At 72.7% G+C, this 16,581-nt stretch carries 13 protein-coding genes and 2 pseudogenes; 7 read left to right on the forward strand and 8 right to left on the reverse strand.

Translation table 11 applies throughout. From position 1 onward, the window contains the following. Window positions 1-9 precede the first annotated feature (9 nt). Window positions 10-1,515 carry an FAD-dependent monooxygenase gene (locus tag BMX74_RS04885; protein WP_091098571.1) on the forward strand — a complete coding sequence of 502 codons (1,506 nt, stop codon included), beginning with the start codon at window positions 10-12 and terminating at the stop codon, window positions 1,513-1,515. A gap of 30 nt (window positions 1,516-1,545) precedes the next feature. Here the strand turns inward: BMX74_RS04885 and BMX74_RS04890 are convergent, their stop codons facing one another. The 4 genes from BMX74_RS04890 to BMX74_RS04905 all read right to left on the reverse strand — a co-directional run bounded on the left by BMX74_RS04890 (window position 1,546) and on the right by BMX74_RS04905 (window position 4,986). Then, entirely contained in the window at window positions 1,546-2,271 is a 726-nt protein-coding gene (locus BMX74_RS04890) for a GNAT family N-acetyltransferase (protein WP_091098573.1), read from the reverse strand. Window positions 2,272-2,390: 119 nt separating this feature from the next. Next, the gene (locus tag BMX74_RS04895; protein WP_236714592.1) at window positions 2,391-3,113 is read right to left on the reverse strand and encodes an SDR family NAD(P)-dependent oxidoreductase; all 723 of its coding nucleotides are present in this window, start codon (window positions 3,111-3,113) and stop codon (window positions 2,391-2,393) included. A gap of 130 nt (window positions 3,114-3,243) precedes the next feature. Then, entirely contained in the window at window positions 3,244-4,560 is a 1,317-nt protein-coding gene (locus tag BMX74_RS04900; protein WP_091098578.1) for a hypothetical protein, read from the reverse strand. A gap of 15 nt (window positions 4,561-4,575) precedes the next feature. Next, the gene (locus BMX74_RS04905) at window positions 4,576-4,986 is read right to left on the reverse strand and encodes a sensor histidine kinase (protein WP_055501804.1); all 411 of its coding nucleotides are present in this window, start codon (window positions 4,984-4,986) and stop codon (window positions 4,576-4,578) included. Between the two features lie 408 nt (window positions 4,987-5,394). Between BMX74_RS04905 and helR the strand changes: the two genes are divergently transcribed. Continuing rightward, window positions 5,395-7,542 carry an RNA polymerase recycling motor ATPase HelR gene (gene helR, locus BMX74_RS04910; RefSeq protein WP_091098580.1) on the forward strand — a complete coding sequence of 716 codons (2,148 nt, stop codon included), beginning with the start codon at window positions 5,395-5,397 and terminating at the stop codon, window positions 7,540-7,542. Here the strand turns inward: helR and BMX74_RS04915 are convergent. Continuing rightward, complete coding sequence (locus BMX74_RS04915; protein ID WP_091098583.1) at window positions 7,529-8,911, reverse strand: MFS transporter; 1,383 nt, start codon at window positions 8,909-8,911, stop codon at window positions 7,529-7,531. The genes helR and BMX74_RS04915 overlap by 14 nt on opposite strands. Before the next feature lie 172 nt (window positions 8,912-9,083). Between BMX74_RS04915 and BMX74_RS04920 the strand changes: the two genes are divergently transcribed. The 3 genes and pseudogenes from BMX74_RS04920 to BMX74_RS04930 all read left to right on the forward strand — a co-directional run. After that, window positions 9,084-9,737, forward strand: a complete 654-nt coding sequence (locus BMX74_RS04920; protein WP_091098585.1) for a helix-turn-helix transcriptional regulator — start codon at window positions 9,084-9,086, stop codon at window positions 9,735-9,737. After that, window positions 9,734-10,867, forward strand: a complete 1,134-nt coding sequence (locus tag BMX74_RS04925) for an aminotransferase class I/II-fold pyridoxal phosphate-dependent enzyme (RefSeq protein WP_055501808.1) — start codon at window positions 9,734-9,736, stop codon at window positions 10,865-10,867. The genes BMX74_RS04920 and BMX74_RS04925 overlap by 4 nt, the downstream gene beginning before the upstream one ends. Continuing rightward, a pseudogene (locus BMX74_RS04930) lies at window positions 10,864-11,772 on the forward strand (ornithine cyclodeaminase family protein); the annotation flags it as partial. The gene BMX74_RS04925 and the pseudogene BMX74_RS04930, both read left to right, overlap by 4 nt. A 27-nt stretch (window positions 11,773-11,799) precedes the next feature. Here BMX74_RS04930 and BMX74_RS46585 read toward each other — a convergent pair. Further along, window positions 11,800-11,949: pseudogene (locus BMX74_RS46585) on the reverse strand (IS256 family transposase); the annotation flags it as partial. 781 nt (window positions 11,950-12,730) lie between these two features. Between BMX74_RS46585 and BMX74_RS04940 the strand changes: the two are divergent. Then, window positions 12,731-13,873: a serine hydrolase domain-containing protein gene (locus BMX74_RS04940; protein ID WP_091098591.1), complete on the forward strand. Its 1,143-nt coding sequence runs from the start codon at window positions 12,731-12,733 to the stop codon at window positions 13,871-13,873. Window positions 13,874-14,120: 247 nt separating this feature from the next. Here the strand turns inward: BMX74_RS04940 and BMX74_RS04945 are convergent, their stop codons facing one another. After that, the gene (locus BMX74_RS04945; RefSeq protein WP_218153879.1) at window positions 14,121-14,726 is read right to left on the reverse strand and encodes a YdeI/OmpD-associated family protein; all 606 of its coding nucleotides are present in this window, start codon (window positions 14,724-14,726) and stop codon (window positions 14,121-14,123) included. Between the two features lie 162 nt (window positions 14,727-14,888). Next, window positions 14,889-15,338 (reverse strand): carboxymuconolactone decarboxylase family protein, encoded by a 450-nt coding sequence (locus tag BMX74_RS04950; protein ID WP_091098593.1) that lies wholly within the window; start codon window positions 15,336-15,338, stop codon window positions 14,889-14,891. A 175-nt stretch (window positions 15,339-15,513) separates the two neighbouring features. Here BMX74_RS04950 and BMX74_RS04955 point away from each other — a divergent pair, with 175 nt between their 5' ends. Further along, window positions 15,514-16,464: a helix-turn-helix transcriptional regulator gene (locus tag BMX74_RS04955; RefSeq protein ID WP_091098892.1), complete on the forward strand. Its 951-nt coding sequence runs from the start codon at window positions 15,514-15,516 to the stop codon at window positions 16,462-16,464. Window positions 16,465-16,581 lie beyond the last annotated feature (117 nt).

Below are 16,581 nucleotides of genomic sequence, written 5' to 3' on the forward strand. Positions count from 1 at the left end.
GCATCCGTGATGAACGCCGATGTGATCGTCGTCGGAGCCGGGCCGACCGGGCTCCTGCTCGCCGCGGAACTGGGCCTCGCCGGCGTGCGCGCCGTGGTCGTCGAACGGCTGGCGCGGCGCAGCGGGCAGTCCAAGGCGCTCGGCATCCAGCCCCGCTCCGCGGAGGCGCTCGACCTGCGAGGCCTCCTGGAACCCCTCATGGACCGGGCGATCCAGCGGGTGGACGGCGGGCATTTCGCCGGGCTTCGGCTGGACTACACCGCCTGGAACACCCGGCACCCGTACTCGATCGGCATCCCCCAGGGGCGCGTCGAGGCGCTGCTCGAGGAACGGCTCGGCGAGCTGGACGTTCAGGTCCTGCGCGGACACGAGGTGACCGCGCTGTCGCAGGACGCCGACGGGGTCGAGGCGACTCTGCTCGGGCCCGGGGGCGAGTCACGGCTCACGGCCCGTTTCCTGGTGGGCTGCGACGGCGGGCGCAGCACCGTCCGCCGGCTGCTGGGCATCGGCTTTCCCGGCCTGGACGGGAAGCTGCTCTCGGTGGTCGCCGACATCACGATCTCCGACCCGGACGGCGCCGTGCCGGAGACCTGGACCCTGCCCGTCATGACGCCCGACAAGACCGGCAAGGGGTACATCGCCCCCATCGGCGACGGCGTCCACCGGTTCCTGTTCTATGGGGCCGAGCAGCAGCGACTCTCCCGCGACGCCCCCATCACCGAGGAGGAGGTGCGGCGGGCCCTGCAGCACGAGTTCGGCCCGGGGGTCAGGCTCACGGGCGTGCGATGGGCCTCCCGGTTCACCGACGCCTCGCGCCAGGTCGAGCGGTACCGTCACGGGCGCATCCTGCTCGCCGGAGACGCCGCGCACATCCACTCGCCCTCCGGCGGGCAGGGACTCAACCTCGGTCTGCAGGACGCGTTCAACCTCGGGTGGAAGCTCGCGGCGGAGACCGCCGGGTGGGCGCACGACGGACTGCTCGACACCTACCACTCCGAACGGCATCCGGTCGCCGCACGCGTCCTCGCCAACACCCGCGCCCAAGCCGTCCTGCTCGTCCACGACGAGGAGAACCTGGCCCTGCGCGGCATCATGGAGGAGCTCCTCCGGGTGCCGGAGGCCAACCGGATCGTCGCCGGCATGATCTCGGGGCTGGACATCCGCCACGACCTGCCCGGTCGCCCCCACCACCTGCTGGGGCGCCACGTCCCCAACCTCGACCTGGTGACGGCGTCCGGCCCCGAGCGCGTGGCGCGGCTGCTGCGCGACGGCCGCGGCCTGCTGCTGTCGACCGCCGACGAGGCCACGTTCGCGAAGGCCGCCGAGCCGTGGTCGGCCAGGATCGGCCGGGCGCACGCGCAGGCCGAGCTCGGTGCGGACGCCGTGCTGGTACGGCCCGACGGCTACGTCTGCTGGGCCGGTTCGGTCGCCGACGTCTCCGGCCTCGCCGACGCCCTGGCGCGGTGGGCGGGCGCACCCGCGCGGCCGTCCTCGCCGGTGACCACCCCTGAATGACGCACCGGGCGAGCGGGGCGACGGCCGGGTTCACAGCGGCTCTCCGAGGAAGTGGCGCGGGTCGCGGGTGTCGGCCTGGTCCATGGACAGCAGGACGAAGAAGTCGGCCGTGCCGAAGTCGCGGTCGTGGGCGGGCGCCCCGCACACCCACGCCCCCAGCCGCAGGTAGCCGCGCAGCAGCGGCGGCAGCACGAACCGGTCGGGACGCGGCGCGGCGCCGCCCCGCCACGGCTCGTACGGGCGCACCCGGTGCTCCTCGGGGCCCTGCGGCACCATCTCGACCACGCCCGCCGCGACGGCGCCGCCGTCGTCCAGCGGCACCGAGCAGCAGCCGGCCAGCCACCGGTGACCGCCGTCCACCATGTAGCGGGCGATGCCCGCCCACATCAGGGCGACCACCGCGCCGCTCCGGTGGCCGGGGTGGACGCAGGCGCGTCCCACCTCCACCAGGTCCTTCCTGATGGCGGTGAGGTTGCCGAGGTCGAACCTGCCGTCGGAGCACAGCCGGTCCGCACGCCCCGGCGGGAGCAGCCGGTACGTGCCGACCACCTCGTCGCCGCAGCGGACGAGGAGGTGGTCGCAGTAGGCGTCGAACCGGTCCACGTCGAGCCCGGAGACGGGGCTGTCGAGCCGCGCCCCCATCTCCTCGGCGAAGACCCGGTACCTGAGCCGCTGGGCGGCCCGCACGTCGGCGGGGCTCACCGCGAGGCCCACGCTGTAGGGGCCGGGAGTGCCGGTGGTGAGAGAGATCGTCATGGGGGGCGCGTCCTTCCCTGGAGAGGTCCCGCGCCTATGGGGACACGCCGACATGACGGCCGACTCTCCCGTCGTGGGCAGCGAGGCGTCCGCGGGGTGAACCTCGTGCCACCGCGCCGCTAGCGGCGGCCGGAGCCGCCGAAGACACAGGCCAGGGCGCGGAACGGCCCCGGCGCGGCCCCTCTCAGCCGGGCCGGGAAGCGCAGCCAGCCCGGCGTGTACGTCTCGGCGCGCCCCCGCTCCACGGCGGCCACGACGGCGCGGGCCACCCGCTCAGCCGGGATGGGCGCGGGCCGGCGCCTGGCGTACGGGACGCCGCGCCGCGCGAAGAACGGCGTGTCCACGACGCCGGGCAGCACGACGGACACCCCGATGCCGTCGAGCTCGTAGCGCAGGCTCTCGGCGAACGCGATCAGCCCGGCCTTGGCCGAGGAGTACACGGCCTCGTCGCGCACGCCGACGGCCCCGGCGATGGAGGAGACGTACACGAGGTGGCCCCGGCCGCGTTCGATCATGGCGGGGAGCAGGAGCCTGGTCAGCTCGACGGGGGCGGTCAGGTTCGCGGCGATCAGGTGGGCGGCGGCCCCGTCGGGCATCGCGGCGACCGGGCCGGCCCAGCCCGCCCCCGCGCCGCTCACCAGGACGTCCACCGGTCCCGCCCAGCGGGCGAGCGCGGCGGCCTCGGTGACGAGGTCGGCGGTCAGCGCCTCGCCGCCGACCTCGGCCGCGACGGCGGCCAGCCTGCCGGGGTCGCGTCCGGTCAGCAGCAGCCGCGCGCCGGACGCCGCCATCGCCCTGGCCGTGGCCGCCCCGATGCCGGACGACGCCCCTGTGACGAGCACGCGTGCACCTGCCAGCCTCAACGGTTCCCTCCCCCTGCCGCTCCTCGGGGTCGTTCCCGCAGGCGGGGCCGGGTAAGCAGCCTGGGCTTGGCGTTCCCCCAGGTGAGCCCGGGTAAGCGTCATGGGCTCGTCAGGGGCGCAGGCGCCAGAGGGCGGCGCGGGAGTCCTCCCCGTACGGCTGGGTGCCGATCGAGCCGAGCGCGTAGAGCTCGCCGGTGCCGGGCCGGGCCACGAGGTCCTCGACGCTCGCCCGCCCGCCTCTCCGCACCGGCGGCCGCTCGCGCGTCCAGCGGCCCTCCGACAGGTGCCACAGCTCGTCCGGGACGCTCACCGCCCACAGCCCGCCCCTGCCGTCGGGGGCGGCGGCGGTGAAGCCCTTCCAGCCGTCGGGCCAGGAGGCGCCCACCACGCACGTCCACGTCCCGCCGGCGAGCCGCAGCGCGACGGACCGTCCGGGGAAGATGTCCTCCCCGTCCATGTGCTCGTGCTCCATCCACTGGAATGAGCCGAGCGCCCACCACTCCTGCGGCCCGGTGCGCACGACGGACTTCACCACGGTCCGGCCCTGGTCGGCGTGCACGGGTTCGGCGTCGGGCGGCAGGCCGAGCGCGGGCACCGGCACGGACTGCCAGGCGGCGCCGGTCCAGCGGGCGAGCGCGGACGACGCGTCGGGGTCCATCGGGTCGGCGAAGCCGATCGCCCACGGCTCGTCGCCGGGGCCGGTCAGGGCGTTGACGTGCAGGGGCAGCGGCGCGGAGCGCCAGGCGGCGCCGTCCCAGCGCGTCGAGCCTGTGCTCAGCGCGAGCCAGGGGCCGGCGGCGACGGGGCCGGCCCCCGTGTAGGCGCCGAGGCCGAGCGGGGTGGCGCGCCAGGCGGTGCCGTCCCAGACGGTGAGGGCGGGGGCGCCGTCGGCGGTGACCACCACCCAGGCGCGGTCGGCGGACGCGGCGCCGAGCGCTCTGACCTCCTGGGAGGAGGGAGCCGAGGGCGGCGCCCGCCATTCCCCGCCGTGCCAACGGCGCGGCTCGATCGCGCCACTCGCCCGGACGAACAGCGCCCAGAGGGCGCCGTCGGCGGTGGCGGCGCCCGCGCGCAGCGACGTCTCCTCGGGGGCGTCGTCCAGCCACGCGAGCTCCCACCCTGACGAGGCGGTGGCGGCCCGGAACCCGTCGTCGTGCCGGGACGTCACGGGGCAGTTCGCGGGAGTGGTGACGAGCGCGGGGGCGGTCGTGGTGGCCAGCGGCCCTGGGGTGGACGCGGCCGTGGACACCGACGGGGACGCCGCCGGGGACGCGCCGCCCTGGCGCGGTGAGCCCGCGCCGCAGGCGGACACGGCGACGCAGGCGGCGATCAGGACGGCGACCGCCGCCCTGACCTTGCCTGGCGCCGCTGCTCCCGGCCTGGGGAGCGGCCGGGCCGCCGGGGTGCCCGCGCTGCGCCGCCTCATCTCCGACCGGCCCGGTCAGCGCAGGTCGGAGACGGTGCCGCTGATCGTGGTGCCTTCGCGGGGGACGCTGTGGATGGACAGGTTCCCGCCGATCGCCGCGAACGCGTCGCGCATCGCCGTGAAGCCGCTGCCGGAGTCGGCGCTGGTGTAGCCCGCGCCGTTGTCGCTGATGGTCATGCGCAGCCCGCTCTTGCCGACGGTCACGGCGAGCGAGACGCTGCTCGCGCCGCTGTGCCGCTCGACGTTGGCGAGGGCCTCGTGCAGCACGGCCAGGACGCCCCGCGTGACCCGCTCGGGCACGTCGGCGGCGGGCAGCGCCCAGGTCTCCAGCGCGATGCCAGTGCGCTCGGACCACTGGCCGGCGTACGTCTCGAGCTCCTGGGCCAGCGCGCACGCCGGCGGGGTGATCTTCTTGGTGCCCGTCATGGCTGACACCTCTTCCTCTCGGGCCGGACTGGGAGAAGTGTGCGCAGGGCGACGTTGAGTTGGCGTTTGTTCCATGTTGATCCGGCCCCGAAGTCTTCCCCGTCGCCTACTTCGAAGGCAAGAGGATATCGACAATTCCTGGGAGCGATGATCACGCGAGGGGTCCGGTGTGACGGAGGACCGGACGGGCCCGGTGCGGGCCGGGGTCACCGTGGTGGCCGCGGGAACCGCCTGGCGAGGGGAAAGGGGATGTCCGCTCCTTTCCACTCTCAAGCTATAGCGCACCGGGGGGCTTGCGGCAAGACCCTGGTCGTGCCGCACAATCGTCGGCCGAGCCCACCACCTGCGGAAACCGACGCCTTCGCGCGCGTGACGGGTCGCGAGCGACCCCATATCGGAGCTGATCACATGAACCCCCTGACCACCAGCGCGTTCGACCTTCCCGAACGTCTTTCCCCCAAGGCCGACCCGGCGCTGATCGCCGGGGACGAGGGCCACTTCACGGCCGTCGCGGAGAGTCTCGAACAGACGATCGCCGAGCTGTCCGCCCGCCTCGACGCCGAACGCAGGGCGCCCGGCGGCGCGGGCCGGCAGGCGCTGGAGCGGGACCTGGAGATCCACCGGCTGTCCGGCCGGCTGCGCGCGCTGCGCCGCTTCGGCCTGGACCTGTGTCTCGGACGGATGGTCCTCGCGGACGACCCCGAACCCGTGTACGTCGGCCGGCTCGGCCTCACGGACGGCGCGGGCCGCCGGCTGCTGCTCGACTGGCGCTCCCCCGCGGCCGAGCCGTTCTTCGGCGCGACCCACGCCAACCCGATGGGCCTGGCGAGCCGCCGCAGGTACCGCTGGACCCGCGGCCGGATCAGCGACTACTGGGACGAGGTGTTCACCCCGGACGGGTTCGAGGGGCACGCGGCGCTCGACGACCAGTCCGCCTTCATCGCCACCCTGGGCGGCAGCCGCTCGCCCCGGATGCGGGACGTGCTCGCCACCATCCAGGCCGACCAGGACGCCGTCATCCGCGCGGGGTCGCGCGGCGCCCTCGTCGTCGACGGCGGCCCCGGCACGGGGAAGACCGTCGTCGCCCTGCACCGCTCCGCCTACCTCCTCTACTCCGACCCCCGCGTCGGCCGGGGCCGGGGCGGCGTGCTGTTCGTGGGCCCCCACCAGCCCTACCTGGCCTACGTCGCCGACGTCCTGCCCAGCCTCGGTGAGGAGGGCGTGCGCACCTGCACTCTGCGCGACCTCGTCCAGGAAGGAGCCACGGCGGCGACGGAGACCGACCCGGACGTGGCCCGCCTGAAGGCGTCCGCCGACCTGGTGAAGGCGATCGAGCCGGCCGTCAGGTTCTACGAGAACCCGCCCGCCGAGGGCATGACGGTCACGACCCCCTGGTCCGACGTCTGGCTGAGCGCCGACGACTGGGCCGAGGCGTTCGAGGCGCCGGAGCCCGGCACCCCGCACAACGAGGCACGCGACCGGATCCTGGACGAACTGGTCGCGATCCTGCGGGACAAGCACGACGAGGACGTCCCGGCCGACCTGCTCCGCACGTCGCTGCTGCGCGACAGGGAACTGCTCACGGCCCTGAACCGCGCGTGGCCGCTGATCGAGGCGGCGGACCTCGTCGGAGACCTGTGGTCGGTGCCCGCGTACCTGCGGATGTGCGCGCCCTGGCTCGGCCCCGACGACGTCAGGAAGCTGCAGCGCGCGGACGCCCAGGCCTGGACGGTGTCCGACCTGCCGCTCCTGGACGCGGCCCGCCGGCGGCTCGGCGACCCGGAGGCGTCGCGGGCCCGTCGCCGGCGCGAGGCCTCCCTCGCCGCCCAGCGCGAGGACATGACGCGGGTCGTCGACAACCTGCTCCAAGCCGACGACGACGGCGAGGGCCTGGTGACGATGCTGCGCGGGCAGGACCTGCGCGACTCCCTCGTGGACGAGACCGCGCTGCCCGCCGCCGACCCGGACCTGCTCGCCGGCCCGTTCGCGCACATCGTCGTGGACGAGGCCCAGGAGCTCACCGACGCGGAGTGGCAGATGCTGCTGCACCGCTGCCCGTCACGGAGCTTCACCATCGTCGGGGACCGCGCCCAGGCCAGGCACGGGTTCACCGAGTCGTGGCAGGAACGGCTCGAACGCATCGGGCTCGACCGGATCACCCTCGCGTCCCTGACCATCAACTACCGGACACCCGAAGAGATCATGGCGGAGGCCGAGCCGGTCATCCGGGCCGTGCTCCCGGACGCCAACGTGCCGACCTCCATCCGCCGAGGCGGCGTACCCGTCGCGCACCGGCCCGCCTCCGACCTGGACGCCGTCCTCGACGCCTGGCTCTCCGAGCACGCCGACGGCGTGGCCTGCGTCATCGGCGATCCGACGTTCCGGCCGACGTCCCGCGTGCGGTCACTGACTCCTGAGCTGTCGAAGGGGCTCGAGTTCGACCTGGTCGTCCTCGTCGACCCGGAGGCGTTCGGCGACGGCGTCGAAGGAGCGGTGGACCGCTACGTCGCGATGACCCGCGCGACCCAGCGACTCGTCATCCTCACGAGCTCCTGACGCCGCTGAGGGCGAGCGCGGCGGCGACGGTGACGGCCATCGCCGCCGCACCCAGCCAGGAGGCCGCCGTGTATCCGGCGTCGGTGGGGAACACCGAGCCGGCCGGGGTGTTCGCGGCCAGGGTCAGGCCGCCCAGAGCGCTGCCGATCGAGAATCCGACGCTGCGGACCACCTGGTTGAAGCTCATCACGCTGGAGGTCTCCTCCGCCGGGGTGGCGGCGAGGATCACGGCGGGCATGGCCGCGGAGAAGACGCCGACGCCCAGCCCGAGCATGCCCATCACCGCGAACGACAGCCACAGCTGGCCGCGGGCCAGCGCGAACAGCGCCAGCGCCGCCAGCACCGCCGTGCCGCCGCACGCCAGCACCGCCGCCGCGGTCAGCCGACGGCGCAGCGGACGCACCAGCTTGCCGCCGACGAAGCCCAGTGCCGAGAACGGCACCAGCACCAGGCCCGCGACGAACACGTCGACGCCGAACCCGTGACCCGCCGACCCGGGCGTCTGCACGTACCGGGTGACCAGGGTGAGCAGCAGGTACATGCCGACGCCGCCGAGCAGCATGACGGCGTTCGCGCCCGCCACGGCGGGATCCCGCAGCAGAGCCAGATCCACCAGCGGGGCCGCGCATCGGCGTTCGCGGCGCACCCAGGCGGCGACCAGCACGGCCGCGGCCGCCAGGAGCGCCACGGCAAGCTCGGGACGGCGGGTCCACACCGAGGTCTGGCTGATCGCCAGGAGCAGGGCGGCCAGACCGGTGCCCAGCAGCACCGCCCCCGGCACGTCGACCGCCGCCGAGCGGCCGGGCGGCGGCTGCGGCACCGACCACCAGGCGGCGGCCAGCGCGGCCACGGTGATCAGCAGGCCGAGCCCGTACGCCGCGCGCAGCCCCGCCACGTCCGTCAGCAGCCCGGCGAGCGGGTACCCGACGCCGACGCCGGCGATGGAGGCCACCGACAGCGACGCGATGGCCGGGCCGGAGCGCACCGGCGGCAGGTGGTCGCGGGCCACGCCCATCAGCAGCGCCATCAGCCCCAGCCCCGCACCCTGGGCCACCCGCCCGGCCAGCAGCCAGCCGAACGGCAGCGGCGCCACCGTCAGCAGGCTGCCCGCCACCACGACCGTCAGAGTGGCCAGGACGACCCGGCGGCGGCGCGGGCCCGTGCCCAGGCGACCCAGCACCGGCGTCGCTACCGCGCCGACCAGCAGCGGGGCCGTGAGCGTCCACTGGGCAGCCGCCAGCGAGACGTCGAACGCGCCCGCCACCGAGGTGATCAGCGGCGCCCCGAGACTGCCGACGACCGCGACGACCAACGCGACGAACACCAGCGCCGGCACCGAGGTGCGGTCAGGGGCGCCGCCGGCGGTCACCGGTTCGCCCCGGTGGTGAGGCGCCTGAAGGGACCGGCGTGGACGCGGTGCGGTCCTTCAGTCCGGCGTCGTGGCGCAGGCCCATGGTCCATGCCCGGATTCTCTCGCAACTGTACGTTCGTGAGGGTGCCGCCGTGGACTCTTGGTCCAGAATGGACATATAGTCCACGGCGTGGAGGATGTCGAAGAGAGCGTGGATCCGAGGGTGCGGACGTGGGGGCCCGTCGGCCAGGCCGTCGCACTGCTGCTCGGCCCCTACGCCGAGGTGGTGCTGCATGACCCGGACGCCGACCGGATCCTGGCGATCTGGAATCCGATGGGCTCGCGCGGTCCAGGAGATCCCTCGCTGCTGGGCGAACTGGACGCGCTGGACCCATCGGCGCGAGACGTGTTCGGGCCCTACGAGAAACTGCTCGCCGACGGCCGTCGCCTGTCGTCGGTCAGCGCCGTCCTGCGCGACCCGGACGGCAAGGCCACCGCGGTGCTGTGCGTCAATCTCGACCGCACGCCGCTGGAGCAGGCCGCAGCCGTGCTGTCCGCGTTCGGCGCCCCGACCACGCCCCGGCCGGAGCCGCTGTTCGAGCAGGACTGGAACGAGCGCGTCCAGCACATCGTCGGCGCGTACGTACGCGAGTGCGGCCGTCCCGTCGAGCGGCTCACCCGCGCCGATCGCCTGGCCGTCCTCGCCCGGCTGGACGAGGCCAGGGTCTTCGCCGTGCGCCGCGCCGCCCCCGCCGTCGCCGGCGCGCTGCGGATCTCCCGATCCACTCTCTACGGCCTGCTGGCCGAACTCAGAGCACCCAGCGCAAAGGACCACACAGCATGACCCGACTGCCCGACTTCCGCCTGGAGACCTACTTCTCCCGGTGGGAGTTCACCGCGCGCCACCACATGACCGCCTCCGACGTCCAGACCATGTCCCTCGGCGAACTGCTCGCCCTGGCCGGCGACGAGGACCGCGCCGCGTTCGAGAACCTGTCGCTGGGCTACACCGAGACCTTCGGCGACCCGGCCCTGCGCGAGGTGATCTCCGGGATGTACGAGCGGGCGGACGCGGCCGACGTGATCTGCTTCGCCGGCGCCGAGGAGGCCCTGTACCTTGCGATGAACGTCCTGCTGGACACGGGCGACCACGCGGTGGTGGTGACCCCGAACTACCAGTCGGCCGAGACCGTGCCGCTCGCCCTGTGCGAGGTAACCGGCGTCGCCCTTGACCCCGACCGCGACTGGGCCCTCGACCTCGACCAGGTGAAAGCGGCGATCCGCCCCAACACCCGAGTCGTCTCGGTGAACTTTCCCAACAATCCCACGGGCAAGGTCATCGACGCGGCTGACTTCACCGAGCTGGCGCGCATGTGCGACGAGCGCGGCATCCACCTGTTCAGCGACGAGGTCTACCGCGGCCTGGAACGCGACCCGGCCCGCACTCTGCCGCAGGCCGCCGACCTGTCCGAGCGCGCCCTGTCACTGAACGTCACCTCCAAGGCGCTCGGCCTGCCGGGCCTGCGGATCGGCTGGATCACCTGCCGAGACCGGGAACTGCTGTCCCGGCTGGAGCGGGCCAAGCACTACACCACCATCTGCAACGCCGCCCCCAGCGAGGTCCTGGCCCGCATCGCACTCAAGGCACGCGCGACGATCCTGGACCGCAACCGGGCACTCATCGCGGCCAACCTGCCGCTGTTCGACGCGTTCTTCGCCGAATTCGCCGGTCTCTTCGAGTGGCAGGCCCCGGACGGCGGCTGCGTCGCCTACCCCCGTTACCTCGGCCCCGAAGGGGTGGAGGAGTTCTGCGTCCGCCTGGTCGAGGAGGCCGGCGTCCTGCTGCTGCCCGCCGGCATCTACCGCTCCGAGCTGACCCTCACCCCCACCGACCGGTTCCGTATCGGCGTCGGCCGCGCCGACCCCGAAGCGGGCCTGGACGCCTTCGCCCGGTGGCTGCGAGCGGGCCGATGACCCCACCCGTCCTCGGCACCGCCGCGATCAGGCGCGCCGCCACCCCGGAACTGGTCCTCACCGCCGTCCGCGACGCGCTGATCGCCCACGCCTACGGCCGCACCACGGTGCCACCACCGTTGCACCTGCAGTTCCCCGACGACGACGGTGACTGCCACGTCAAGGCCGGCTGGGTCACCGGCGCGCCCGACTTCACCGTCAAGGTCGCCACCGGCTTCTACCGCAACACCGCAGCCGGCCTGCCCACCAACCACGGCTTGGTCTGCGTCGTCAGCGCCCGCACCGGCCAGATCCGCGCGGTCCTCGACGACCGGGGCCTGCTGACCGCCTGGCGCACCGCCGCAGCGGGCGCGCTGGTCACCCATGCCATGGCCCGGCCCGATGCCGCCACCCTGGCCGTCTTCGGCACTGGCGAACAGGCCCGCCTCCAGGTCGAATGGCTGGCCAGGCTCCGTCCCGTCGACAGGGTGCTCGTCCACGGCCGCAGCCGGGACAGGGCCCGGTCGCTGTGCGAGAAGTTCACGGCACTCGGGCATCACGCCCGGCCCGCCTCGGCCGCCGAGGCGGCCGCGGCTGACATGGTCATCACCACCACGCCGGCCACGGTCCCGGTCCTGCAGGCCGACCAGGTCCGCGAGGGCGCGCACGTGACCGGCATCGGCACCGACATGCCGCACAAGAACGAGCTGCCACCGGCGCTCTTCGCCCGCGCGGCACTGATCGCGACAGACGACCACCAGCAGTGCTTGGACCACGGGGACTTCGGCCACGCCGTGCGCGCCGGGTCCGTCGCCGGCACCGGCGACACGCCTGCGGGCCTCCTGCTCGAAAAGCCCGTCGATCGGCCGGCTGGGGCGATCACGGTCGCGGATCTCACCGGTGTCGGCGCGCTCGACGCAGCACTCGCTTCGGCTGTCCTGCGTCAACTGGCAGCGCTGGTAGGGGGCCCGGCAGAGGAAGGCGTCCGCGTCGGCTTCGACGGCGGTCCGGACGATCAGGCGGGCGCCTGGCCGGGCAGGGTCTTCGATGACATCGGCCAGGTCACGGCCTCAGGTGAACAAGGCGTCGATCTCGGCGCGGATGGGTTGGACGGGCGGTAGTGCGCCTGCCCCGAGCGTAGATCCTTGCGTGGTGCGAGCCTTGTCGGTTCCACCCGCTACGCTCGCTCGTTCTGACTCGGGCTATTTGTGGCGGTTGCGGACACTGCTGACGCAGGTCCCGGCGCAGTCGCCGCCCGGCCCGGCCGACTCCACCGGCCGTGTCGAACTGGTCGCCGGCCTGGCGGACACGTTGACGGCCCGAGCCGGGCGGGCGCTCACGGTCATGACCGGCACCGGCGGTGCCGGCACGATCACGCTGGTCGTGCCGGTGGCGCGTGCCGTAAGGGAGCGTTTCCCGGCACAGGCGGCCCTTCGCCGACCTGCAGGGCGCCTCCCTCGCTCATGTCCTGCGAGACGCCGGCCGCTTGGACGACGCGATCGCCGAGTGCGCTGCGGCCCTGGAGCTCACCCTGGGCATGGGTGAGCGGCCGTGCCCTGGCATCGGCCTGCGGCTGGCGTACCTGGGATGCGTCGACCAAGCGATCGAGACCCGCGGAGACCATCATGCGGGCCCCCTGGGCGACGACGTCCGCGAAACGCGGCTGCCCCACGTCGTACTGGCCGAGATCAGACGTGCCGACGGGCACCGGCCCTCATGCTCATGGCCGCCGGGCCCTGCGGCGGATGCGTGACGCGGATGAGGGTGAGCCGTTCCCGGCAGTCGGCGCCTGCCGGCCGGAGGGTCCACGGTAGTGCTGGCCCTATCGGGGAACGGCGGCCTACGGGATCGATGCGGCCCCATGAGGACCCATAGCGTTACCGCATGATGACTTCGCGTTCCCGTCGGCGGACCGGCGTTTCCGTGCTCACCCTCGCCGTCGCCGCCACCGTCCTCGGAGCTCCGGCCGCGCAGGCGGCGCCGGGCCCGGACCCCGTCCAGCTCACCCTGAACAAACTGGTGAGCGAGGACAAGTTCCCGGCCGCGCTGGCGTCCGTGCGCGACCGCGACGGGCGTGCGGACGACTACGCCGCGGGGGTCGCCGACCTGGAGAGCAAGGAGAAGGCGCCGGCCGACGGGTACGTGCGCATCGGCAGCAACACCAAGACCTTCACCGCCGTGACCGTCCTGCAACTGGTCGGCGAGGGCAAGGTCAAGCTGGACGAGCCGGTCGAGACGTATCTGCCCGGTCTGCTCCGCGGGGAAGGCATCGACGGGCGGCGCATCACCGTTCGGCAGCTCCTGCAGCACACCAGCGGCCTGCCCGAGTACACCGACTTCATGGCCGAAGGTTTCCTCCCCTTCCAGCACACCTACTTCCAGCCCCGCGACCTGCTGGACATGGCGCTGAAGAAGAAGGCGCAGTTCGCCCCCGGCGCCAAGTGGCAGTACACCAACACCAACTACATCGTGGCCGGCCTGCTCATCGAGAAGGTCACCGGCCGTCCGGCCGTCGAGGAGATCACCAAGCGTACGATCGACCGCATCGGCCTGCGCCACACCTTCTTTCCGAATGTCGGCGACCAGGGCGTTCCCGCGCCGCACGCCAATGGCTACCATCGCGACGACCCGGCCAAGCCGATGACCGACGTCACCACGTTCGACCCGTCCCAGGCGTGGACCGCCGGGCAGATGATCTCCACCCCCAGCGACCTCAACCGCTTCTTCGCCGCGCTTCTCGACGGCAAACTGCTCAAGCCGCAGCAGCTCAAGCAGATGCGGACCACCGTCGACACCCCGCAGCTCGGCGCCGGCAGCCGGTACGGTCTCGGCCTGAGCAGCATCAAGCTGACCTGCGGCGGCACCGCGTGGGGCCATGGCGGCGCCATCCCCGGCTACTACACCTCCAACGGGGTGACGGAGGACGGGCGCGCCGCCGCCATCGCCGTCACCCACCTGCCCGCCACGCTGCCCGCCCACGAGCACGTCGAGAGGGCGCTCGACACGGCCCTGTGCACCCGGTTCTGAGATTTCGTCGCGCGGCACTCTGCCGACGCGTCCAGGGGGCCTCGGCGCGAAGATGCAGCCCGATGAGGAGTCGGTGGCGGCGAGGTAGTGGCGCTGCCTGACCCGTGCCCCACCTGCACGGCCTCGCCAACGACCTCGAACTCGACCGCGGCGCGGTGAACTCCGCCGTTGTTCTTGCACTGCCGCTGGTGAGCCGAGCCTGCGCCCATGACGGGTTCTTGAGCTGTGGGATCGGAGGGGCCCGCATTCAACTGCCGAGGGCGCGCTTCTGCGGGTGGATCGCCTCGCCGCGGGCGAGCATGTCAACGAACTGGGTGATACGGCGGGCTCGGGTGTCGGCGCGTTTGGCGTTCGCGATCCGATAGAGAACGGCGTAGCGGTTCTGGGAGGTGAGGATGTCGAACATGGCTTGCGCCTGGGGGTTCGCGGCCAATGCGGCGGCCAGGTCGGCTGGTACCTCGATGCCGGTCTGTCCCGCGTAGGCCGTGTCCCAGCGGCCGTCGGCCTTGGCGCGTTCGACCTCGGTCATTCCGGCCGGACGCATCCGGCCCTCGCTGATCAGGCGGGTGACGATGGAGACGTTCCGCGCTGACCAGGCACTTCGCCTTCCGCGAGGGGTGAAGCGCCGGCAGAAGGTGATCTCATCCCGCCGTCGTAGCCGACCGTCGATCCAGCCGTGGCACAGGGCTTCGTCGAGCGCCTGGTCATAGGTCAGGCTGGTGGGCCGGGTCGTGTTCTGCTTGGCGAGGACCAGCCACACCCCTGCCGAGTTGTCGTGGTGCCTGCTGAGCCACTCCCGCCAGGCTCGGGCATCGGTAACGGTCAGTTCCAGTAGTTCGTCGCTCATCGTCATGTGCCCCTGATGATCACCGAAGGGATGGTGGTCGGCGGTTACCCGAAGGTGGGAGCCCCGGACGGGGCTCTCCGGAAGTGGCGCTGGATCGGTCAGCGGTGGAGCCGGCCGATCAGGTCCTTCGCCACCGCTGCCTCTGGAGAGGATGACGCCCGCCCGCCTTCACCGGGTCTTGCCGGCCTGCTCCCGGATCGTGTGGTTGATCCGGTTGAAGAAGTTGGTGATTGCGATGTTCAGGATGATCGCGGACATCTGCTTCTCGTCGAAGTGGGTGGCAGCAGCGTCCCAGATCTCGTCGGTCACGCCCGGAGCGCCGTCCTGGATCCGGGTGGCGGCCTCGGTCAGCGCGAGCGCCGCCCGCTCCGCCTCGGTGAAGAACGGGGTCTCGCGCCAGGTGACCACGTTGTGCAGTCGATCCTCGGTCTCCCCATGCTTCTTCGCCGACTGGACGCCGGCGAACACACACGGGCTGCAGCCGTTGATCTGGCTGGCCCGCAGATGGACCAGCTCAAGCACGAGCGGGTCGACGCCACCTGCGTGAATCGCCTTCTGGAGATGCTGGATCGCTGTGATCACGTCGGGATTCGCCACGCTCTTCATGCGTGCTTCCATGGGTCCTGCCCCTCGTCGGTTACGTGCGACCATCCGGGCCCGTCATCTGACGCACCTTGGCGGAGGTCATCGTCGTCGTCATGGACTTCTCGGCCGAGGAGTTCTCGGCCGTGCCGGCGACGTTACGGGATGACCCGGTCAGAAACGGTCCTGGTCATCGAGCAGACTGTTGGCCGTGGTCAACACCTCGGCACGGCTGCTACGGCTGCTGTCTTTGCTGTCAACGCGGCGGTCCTGGACGTGCGCTGATCTTTCCGTCCAGCTGGAGGTCGCCGAACGGACGGTTCGCCGGGACATCGCCCGGCTACGTGAACTCGGCTACGGCATCGAATCGGAGATGGGCCCATGGGGCGGCTACCACCTCGGGCCTGGAACCAGCATTCCGCCACTGATCCTTGACGAGGAGGAGGCGCTCGCGGTCGCTGTCGGGCTGCGCACCGCCGCCTTCAGCGGAGTCTCCGGCAGCGACCAGGCAGCCCTGTCGGCGCTGCTGAAACTACGCCAGGTGCTGCCGGCCAGGATCGCCGACCGGCTCGGCGAGCTGGACGCCGCGTTCACCCACACCGCACGACCCGAGGACAGCCAGATCTCCCCCGCGCTGCTGCTCGACCTGGCCACCGCGTGCCGGCGAGGCGAAAGCACCCGGTTGACCTACCGCGACCGGGCCGGAACGACGTCCACCCGCCGAGTGGACCCCTACCGGCTGATCTACACCGGCCGCCGCTGGTATCTCCTCGCCTACGACCTGACGCGGCAGGACTGGCGCACCTTCCGCACGGATCGCATCATCGATGCCACGGCCACCGGGCAGGCCACTGCCCTGCCCGACCCGCCGGATCCGGCACAGATGGTCAGCACGGGCGTCGCGCTGAGGCCCTACCCGGTGCGGGTGACCATCCGCCTGGCCGTACCGGCCGATGAGGCCCGCAGGCTGGTACCACTGACGGTCGGCGTCCACCAGCCGGACGGCGACGACGCCACGATCATCGACATCGGCGGGCCAGACGCCGACGGCCTGGCCCGCTACCTGCTCAGCCTCGGCCGACCACTCCAGATACTGCACCCAGAAGAGGTCCGCCAGGCATTCCTCGCCCGCACACGGCAGCTCCTCGAGGACAACCAGTAACACGAACGCCCGCCGATGGCTGACACGGCTGCCTGCAGTGACAGATGTGGCCGGCCGCCATGAAGTTGCGATCAGCACGGCGTCCAGGCCGAACTGGTCGACAACGAAGTCCCGGAC

The organism is Nonomuraea pusilla, assembly GCF_900109355.1.
Lineage (GTDB): Bacteria > Actinomycetota > Actinomycetes > Streptosporangiales > Streptosporangiaceae > Nonomuraea > Nonomuraea pusilla.